The sequence below is a fragment of the uncultured Gimesia sp. genome (assembly GCF_937919775.1).
Classification (GTDB): Bacteria; Planctomycetota; Planctomycetia; order Planctomycetales; family Planctomycetaceae; genus Gimesia.
Genome location: NZ_CALFPF010000424.1, coordinates 1 through 6,748 on the forward strand (window position 1 = coordinate 1; position 6,748 = coordinate 6,748).

At 54.1% G+C, this 6,748-nt stretch carries 10 protein-coding genes; 3 read left to right on the top strand and 7 right to left on the bottom strand.

What is annotated here, in order from left to right:
• The 5 genes from Q0294_RS11590 to Q0294_RS11610 all read right to left on the bottom strand — a co-directional run.
• Window positions 1-314 (bottom strand): hypothetical protein (locus Q0294_RS11590; protein ID WP_299465101.1); only part of this gene is annotated, 314 nt, incomplete at its 3' end.
• Window positions 307-666, bottom strand: coding sequence for an NADH-quinone oxidoreductase subunit K (locus Q0294_RS11595; protein WP_299465104.1), 360 nt, complete (start codon window positions 664-666; stop codon window positions 307-309). The genes Q0294_RS11590 and Q0294_RS11595, both read right to left, overlap by 8 nt.
• Complete coding sequence (locus Q0294_RS11600) at window positions 663-1,463, bottom strand: hypothetical protein (protein WP_299465107.1); 801 nt, start codon at window positions 1,461-1,463, stop codon at window positions 663-665. The genes Q0294_RS11595 and Q0294_RS11600 overlap by 4 nt, the downstream gene beginning before the upstream one ends.
• A 34-nt stretch (window positions 1,464-1,497) precedes the next feature.
• Window positions 1,498-2,499: a hypothetical protein gene (locus Q0294_RS11605; protein WP_299465110.1), complete on the bottom strand. Its 1,002-nt coding sequence runs from the start codon at window positions 2,497-2,499 to the stop codon at window positions 1,498-1,500.
• On the bottom strand, window positions 2,496-2,960 hold the full coding sequence (locus Q0294_RS11610) for a hypothetical protein (RefSeq protein WP_299465112.1): 465 nt from the start codon (window positions 2,958-2,960) through the stop codon (window positions 2,496-2,498). The genes Q0294_RS11605 and Q0294_RS11610 overlap by 4 nt, the downstream gene beginning before the upstream one ends.
• A 285-nt stretch (window positions 2,961-3,245) precedes the next feature.
• Between Q0294_RS11610 and Q0294_RS11615 the strand changes: the two genes are divergently transcribed.
• The 3 genes from Q0294_RS11615 (at window position 3,246) to Q0294_RS11625 (ending at window position 5,992) form a co-directional block, all read left to right on the top strand.
• The gene (locus tag Q0294_RS11615; protein ID WP_299465115.1) at window positions 3,246-3,626 is read left to right on the top strand and encodes a gamma-glutamylcyclotransferase family protein; all 381 of its coding nucleotides are present in this window, start codon (window positions 3,246-3,248) and stop codon (window positions 3,624-3,626) included.
• Window positions 3,627-3,728: 102 nt separating this feature from the next.
• The gene (locus Q0294_RS11620; protein ID WP_299465118.1) at window positions 3,729-4,205 is read left to right on the top strand and encodes a DUF1569 domain-containing protein; all 477 of its coding nucleotides are present in this window, start codon (window positions 3,729-3,731) and stop codon (window positions 4,203-4,205) included.
• A 116-nt stretch (window positions 4,206-4,321) separates the two neighbouring features.
• Window positions 4,322-5,992, top strand: a complete 1,671-nt coding sequence (locus tag Q0294_RS11625) for an FAD-dependent oxidoreductase (protein ID WP_299465121.1) — start codon at window positions 4,322-4,324, stop codon at window positions 5,990-5,992.
• Window positions 5,993-6,150: 158 nt separating this feature from the next.
• Here Q0294_RS11625 and Q0294_RS11630 read toward each other — a convergent pair whose 3' ends face one another.
• Together Q0294_RS11630 and Q0294_RS11635 are read right to left on the bottom strand one after the other, a co-directional pair.
• Window positions 6,151-6,558: a globin gene (locus Q0294_RS11630; protein WP_299465124.1), complete on the bottom strand. Its 408-nt coding sequence runs from the start codon at window positions 6,556-6,558 to the stop codon at window positions 6,151-6,153.
• Window positions 6,546-6,748 (bottom strand): hypothetical protein (locus tag Q0294_RS11635; RefSeq protein WP_299465127.1); only part of this gene is annotated, 203 nt, incomplete at its 5' end. The genes Q0294_RS11635 and Q0294_RS11630, both read right to left, overlap by 13 nt.

Genomic DNA, 6,748 nt, shown 5'->3' on the forward strand with positions numbered 1-6,748 from the left:
GACGCCGTTGAAATCAGCAGATAAAACGAGAGACTGAGCGGATCAAACAGCACGCCGATTTGTAATGCCGTCTGGGGTTCATCCGAAAGGGACAGCCAGCGCAACAGAGTCTGCGAATAAGACTGCTGCTGGATCGTGGGACTGAAATAAAACGCGGAGGTGAGCGCGACGATTGCCGTCAGCGACACGCCGATGAATGCGGGCCAGCGGGGGTTGCTTTTCAGAACGCGAAACGTCACCAGCGCAGCGACAAGCACCATCACCAGCGGAATGATCAGGCTCAGTTGCAGTAACAGCGTGATCGTTTTATCCACCAGGGCGTGTTCCTTCCTGGGTGATCGGGAGCGTTCGCGGTTCATCTACTTTCGGTGGAATCTGCGGCGGTTGTGAATTCCGGCGCGCATGAAACACGAGCGCCGCCAGCGTACACAGGAGCGTAATCACGACAAACAGCATGAGCAGAAAGTAGAAGTTACCTTCACGCGTTCCCTGATATTGTCCATAAGAGGCAAACACCAGACCGGCACCCTGCAGCCAGAGGAGCAATGAAAGAACCGTTGCCAGCGCATTCCGCTGCAGCAGCATGCCGAGAAAACCCAGCACGATCAGCGTCACAGAGATCAGCAGGTGATTATGCAACAGGGGCATGGATTGAAGTAGGATCATCGCCACGCTCCGTACTCATCTGAATTCGTGAATTCGGGTTCGCGCGGATCAGCCGTCAGTCGTGTAATGCCCACAAAGGAAACCGCAACAAACATGAGCACTAAAATGCAGGTCGGCCAATGTTCTGTTAGGAACCGCTGAACCAGGGCCGTCGCTTCGAGAGGCATTGCCGCTGCTGTTGTCGTCGCTGTCTCGCCGGTGCTCGGCCCCCACTCCCGATGCACGACCCACAGACAACCGCAAAGCAGTAAGCCACAGGCCAGGCAGGAGAGGAACGGCTCGCGAAACGGACCTTCTTCGTCAATTTCATCAGCGTATGAGCCCTGATCGGAAATACCGCGATTGAGAAACAGCAATACTACGCCCCCCGAAATCAGCCAGCATAACAGCACCAGAGGCAGCATCTCCGCTTGCAGAAATAAAAGTCCGCTGGTCAGAAACGAGACGGTAGCTGCAGTGAGCGCCCATTTCAAATTGGAAGATAAAACCGCCGCCCCCCCGAAGCCCAGTACAATGAGCGCCGTGAGAAATTGACTGATCAAAATGAAGATTTCCCTCGGTCGGCTGACGGAATCGTCATGCAGAGACTGTCCAAACCAGAAAAATAAAATGATCAACGCAAACAGCGACAACGCAGGCCAGCCCCAGCGGAGTTGAGGTCGCGTCTCCATCTGTGCGTGCGCGTGTCCGTTCAAATAACCGTAGATGCCCGTAATCATCAGCAGGATCAGCACTGCCAGCGTTAAAAACAGCAGGTTATCAGCAGTGCGCGGCAGATAAAATAAAAGCTCGTCCATTCCACGTCTGTTTTCTGAAAAAGGGTTCGAAGAATTATTCCTGAAGTGTCGCCGACGATGTGGCCGGATATTTCGGCACGATAAATCCGGCCCAGATCGCCAGCAGACTGAAATTCAATAACACATGCATCAAATGATCTGTCATCCCTAACACGTGAAACGCAAGAAACGAAGCCGTCACCGCGATCAACGAGAGCCACAGAGTCAGCTTCCAGAACGCTTCCGCAGCGAATCCGCCTCGTGCAGTAAAAAAGTTTCGCGACCGGATGACAATCCATAACAGGATCAAAGTCATCACAGGCAGCATGACGAGACGCACGATTTCGACGGGTGAATTCTGAATCTCCGACGCTGAAAAACAGGTGCGGCTGCCGACAAGCGTCAACACGATGATCAGCAGGCTGATCAGCATCCGCAATTCACGAATCCAGTTTTGGACAGGGTTTTCACTGCGAACGCGCGCGGTAGTGATCAGCAAATAGGGGCCGATTAATGACAGAACCAATGCCAGGCTGCCCAGCGGTTGCAGCAGCACAAGCCACATCGAAGAGACAGCGCCGCTTGCCGCTGGACTCTTGCCAACCGGCTGGTAATACGCGACCGCAGTCCACGCGAACAGCAGGGGGAGCCAGAAAAAACTGTTAAGACAGAACGCCGCATTCCGGTCCTGCTTCTGAACGGTGATCGCCAGACAGAGTTCTCCCGCCACGTGCAGCAACAGCAGCAGCCCCAGCAAAACAATCGGTGCAAAATCGCCGCCGACCAGCGCCGGCCCTTCAATCAGCAAAAACGAGCGCAGCGAAAGACTCTCTGCAAACTGCGGCACGATGCAGATCGCAGACAGACAACAGACGAGCGAGAAGAAGAGCAGGCATTGATGCGATAGCCTTTGTTTCTGGTTCTGTGCACGCGCAATTCTGCGCAGCGTTTCAAGCAGTCTCGTTTTGATCCCGACATCCGCCGGCGGGTTCGTCGCTTCTGCCAGATAAAGTGAAACGGGTAGCAGGACCAGCAGCAAGAGTAGCGCGACTATCACGGTGCCTCCTTCGTGTTTGTGATGGTCCACTCAGCCAATCTGAAGTCGGCATCTTCACTCTCAGCACGTTCCGGGGCAGACAATTCCGGAGGGACTTCAGCGACCTCTGCCGGGAGCGGTGCTTGAAACGACAGCATGCCCGACCAGAGGCTCATCAGCCAGGTCAATGCCAGCGCACCTACCAGAACACATGTGACCGGATTGAGAATCGGCAACTGGCGAACGGCGATTCCCAGCACCAGCAGCAATGTCGGCACGATGATCAATGCCGCCGTAAAATTCCAGTACAGGCGCGGCGTTTTATCAGCAGGCTCAGTCTCAGAAGCTGTGATTTCCGCTGATTCGGGAAATTGTGAGATCGCCGGTGCGGAAACACGGAATCCGACTTTGATCGCAAACCACACAACCAGCGCGCCGCAGATCGCGGAAAGAAAATAAATCAGAAAGGCAAACCATTCCATGGCGGACTTTCAAGGGAGTGATTGTGTATAATCGACATTCATAAGGTGACAAACAGCATCAGAGCGGATTTTAAGTGAATTCGCTCCTGCTGCGAAGTGTCTTCACGCCTGCAAATCTTTCAATTGGGGAAAAGTAAGGTCGGTTGGTCCTTTACAGGCTTCGATTCCGATTGAAAAATGACAGAATCCGGGTCCGAACAGCGCTCACTGGCTGAAATACGCCGGTATTCGAACCCGAGCTTGCCTCAGGCAGGCAGAGATCCTTTACGAGTAGAAACGAAGACGATGCACTCGGAATCCAGAACGCTGATTTTTGTCTACGGAACTTTAAAACGCGGCTTCTGCCGTTCCCATCATCTGGCAGGTCAGACGTTTCTCGAAGCAGCCTGCACCATTCCCGGTTATACGATGTACGATTGCGGCGAGTATCCCGGTCTTGTTGTCAATCCGACAGACGGCGTCTGCATTCAAGGGGAACTGTGGAGTGTCAACGGGCCGGGTATCGCGATCCTCGATGAAGTCGAAGGGGTCGCCGAAAACTGGTTTTCGCGTCAGCAAATCGAACTGCAGCATCCCGCCATCCCCGAAACGGTCCAGGCTTACTATTTTGAAGGTGATGTCACACGCCTCCCCGTTTACGGCGACAATTGGTGCAAAGGATTCTGAAACACCCGCATTTCGGCTTGAGATTCCGGATCGGAACTCTAAGAATAGACCAGTGCCCTTTCACAAAATCAGAGTAAACCCGCATCGGTTGGAAAATGAGCCATGTCTGTTCAAACTGCTGACAGAAGAACGCTGTCATACGCGTCTCTACAGGAAATTGTCGACGACGCCATCCGGCTGACCGCGGCCGACGCACCCACAACCGGCAACTGGTCCAAAGGGCTGATTTTCGATCATCTGGCCCGCTTGATGGATCGTTCACTCGATGGATTTGAATTCAAGATGGCCTGGCCCATTCGCATGATCGGCACTTATTATTTCAAGCCCCGCATCTTAAAACATGGTATGAAAGCCGGTTTTCAATTACAGGGGGCACCGAAAAAGGCACTCGCCCCCGACCCGGTCGAGGATCGGGCAGGTCTGGAACATTTGAAAATCGCGATTCAACGACTCCAAACGGAAAGTCAACGTTACGCGAGCCCCTTTTTTGGCGAATTAACCCGCGACGAGTGGGAATTGCTGCACCGCAGGCACGCCGAACTGCATATGAGTTTCATTGCCGAACCTGAAACACACTGATCGTACTCTTCTCCCGAATAGGAATGCCTGTCCGTAGTGGCCGGAACCCTCTGTACCTATAATGCCGCTGCAAGAGTCGGTTATGAAGTATCAGTGACCAACAGGAGAGGTATGTAATGTCCGAGACAGAACGATTAAAAGTAGTCATCGTCGGCGGAGTGGCCGGCGGCGCGAGTGCCGCAGCGCGAGCCCGGCGCTGTCACGAAGCTGCCGAGATCATTCTGTTCGAGAAAGATGAATACGTCTCGTTTGCCAACTGTGGTCTCCCTTATTTTATCGGCGAGGAAATCGTCGAACGCAGCAAGCTGATCGTCGCAACACCCGAACTGTTCAAACAACGCTTCAATATCGACGTCCGCACAAAACATCTGGTGCAGGCAATCAATTATGATAGAAAAACGGTCACGGTCCTGAATCAGGAAACCGGCGTGTCGTTCGAAGAAACCTGGGATCGGCTGATCCTGTCGATGGGCGCCGCGCCGCTTGTGCCTCCCATGCCGGGCATCGACGCGGACAATGTTTTTACACTCCGCAATCTGAATGACGCCGACAACATCAAAGCTTTTATCAAACAACACAACTGCCAGCGCGCGGTGGTGGTCGGCGCCGGTTTTATCGGACTGGAAATGGTTGAGCAGCTGCATCGCCTGAAGATCGAAACCGAACTGGTCGAACTGCAGCCGCAGGTATTGCCGCCGCTCGACCCCGAGATGGCGCGGCTGGTTCAAAATGAACTGACCGCGCATGGCGTCAAACTGCATCTGGGAACCGCCGTCGAAACGGTCAACGTGGAAGGATCAACAGCCGTTGGTGTCACGCTCGGCAACGGAACAGCCATTGCCGCGGACATCGTGATTCTGGGCATCGGCGTCGCCCCCGCCATTGGTCTGGCAAAAGCCGCCGGCATCGAAATTGGCAACCGTGGCGGCATCTCAGTCAACGAATTCATGCAGACCTCGCATCCGCATGTTTACGCCGTCGGTGATGCTGTCGAATACATGCACGGCGTTTTGGAGCAGCCGCAGCGAATTCCCCTCGCCGGTCCCGCAAATCGCGCCGGCCGCATCGCCGGACAACACGCGGTCACAGCCAACGCCGATGCAATGATTTCACCCGTCGGAACTGCCATCGTCCGCGTCTTCGGAGTAACGGCCGCCATGACCGGACTGAGTAAAAAATCCGCCGAAAGATCACAACGCAATAACCGTTCGGTCATTGTGATTCCCAAACATCACGCCGGTTATTATCCCGGCGCAGAAACCCTGTTTTTGAAACTGACCTACGACCCGGGAACCGAACAGATCTTAGGCGCCCAGGCCGTCGGCAAGGAAGGCGTGGATAAACGCATCGACGTCATCGCGACCGCCTTAAAGTTCAAAGGCACAATCCGCGATCTGGCGGGCCTCGATCTGGCATACGCGCCTCCTTTCGGTTCCGCCAAAGATCCGATCCACATGGCGGCATTCGTCGCCGGCAACGATCTGGACAACCTGACCTCCATCGTCGAAGTCGACGCCGACCTTTCCGGCTATCAGATTCTCGATGTCCGCTCGCAGAAGGAAGTCGAAACATTCTGCTTCCCAGAGATCACGCACATCCCCGTTGACGAACTCCGCGGCCGCCTGCACGAACTGGATGTAACGCGGCCGATCATCACCGTCTGTCATACGGGCATGCGTGCTTACGTCGCCGCCCGCATCCTGCAACAGTCCGGCTTCAAAAACGTCCAGAACCTCACCGGCGGCATGCTCATGCAACGCTACGCCCGCCCCGAACTCTTCGAATAATGCCGTTTTTTATAACCCGGAAAGAGCCGCCGCGTGCCACTGTGAGCTGGCTGTAAAGACCGTACACAAGCCAACAGTGCCCACGCTACCGTGATCTATTCTGTATGTTTACTACCACGAAAAGGAAGCCGGGCTGCTGTCTAGACCCGCGGCAAGAATCAATACCGTTTGACCATATAGTTGATGACATAGCCGAGGATCGTGCGCCAGGTTGTTTCAACGGTTTCGTCCCACTCTGTGTCGAACTCTTGAACCGTTTCGATGACTGCTTTCAGCCAGATCTCATAAAGTGGTGGCGCAATATTCAGATGGTATTGATCGTGCGTTTTGGCGCGATCGTGCAGTTCTTTCAGTGCCTCGGAATCGCCGGCTGTGGCGCCGGCTGCTAAGCGGAGCGAACGCAACAGCATTTTGTTTTGCTGCTCGAAATCGGTATGCCGGAATTTATGGCGGATTTCATCAGACGTTGACAAAAAACGATCATAAAACGCGGGGATAAAGTTCTCATTTTCCATGCAGCGATCCAGGCTTTGTAGAAACTGATCTCGCGGCGTTAAAGTTTCCATAGGTAATCCACTCGGAACAGGATGATGGGGTGCGTTGTCTCGTATGTGAATGCGATTCTAGCATGAATTGTCGTTTCGGTCATGGTAAGAATTTTTACTACCACGAACGGCACGAAAGAGACGAACGGGATTAAGCGGGCGTTTGCGGTCACACACATCGTGCCGATGGCACTCAGAACTTGATTTGTCC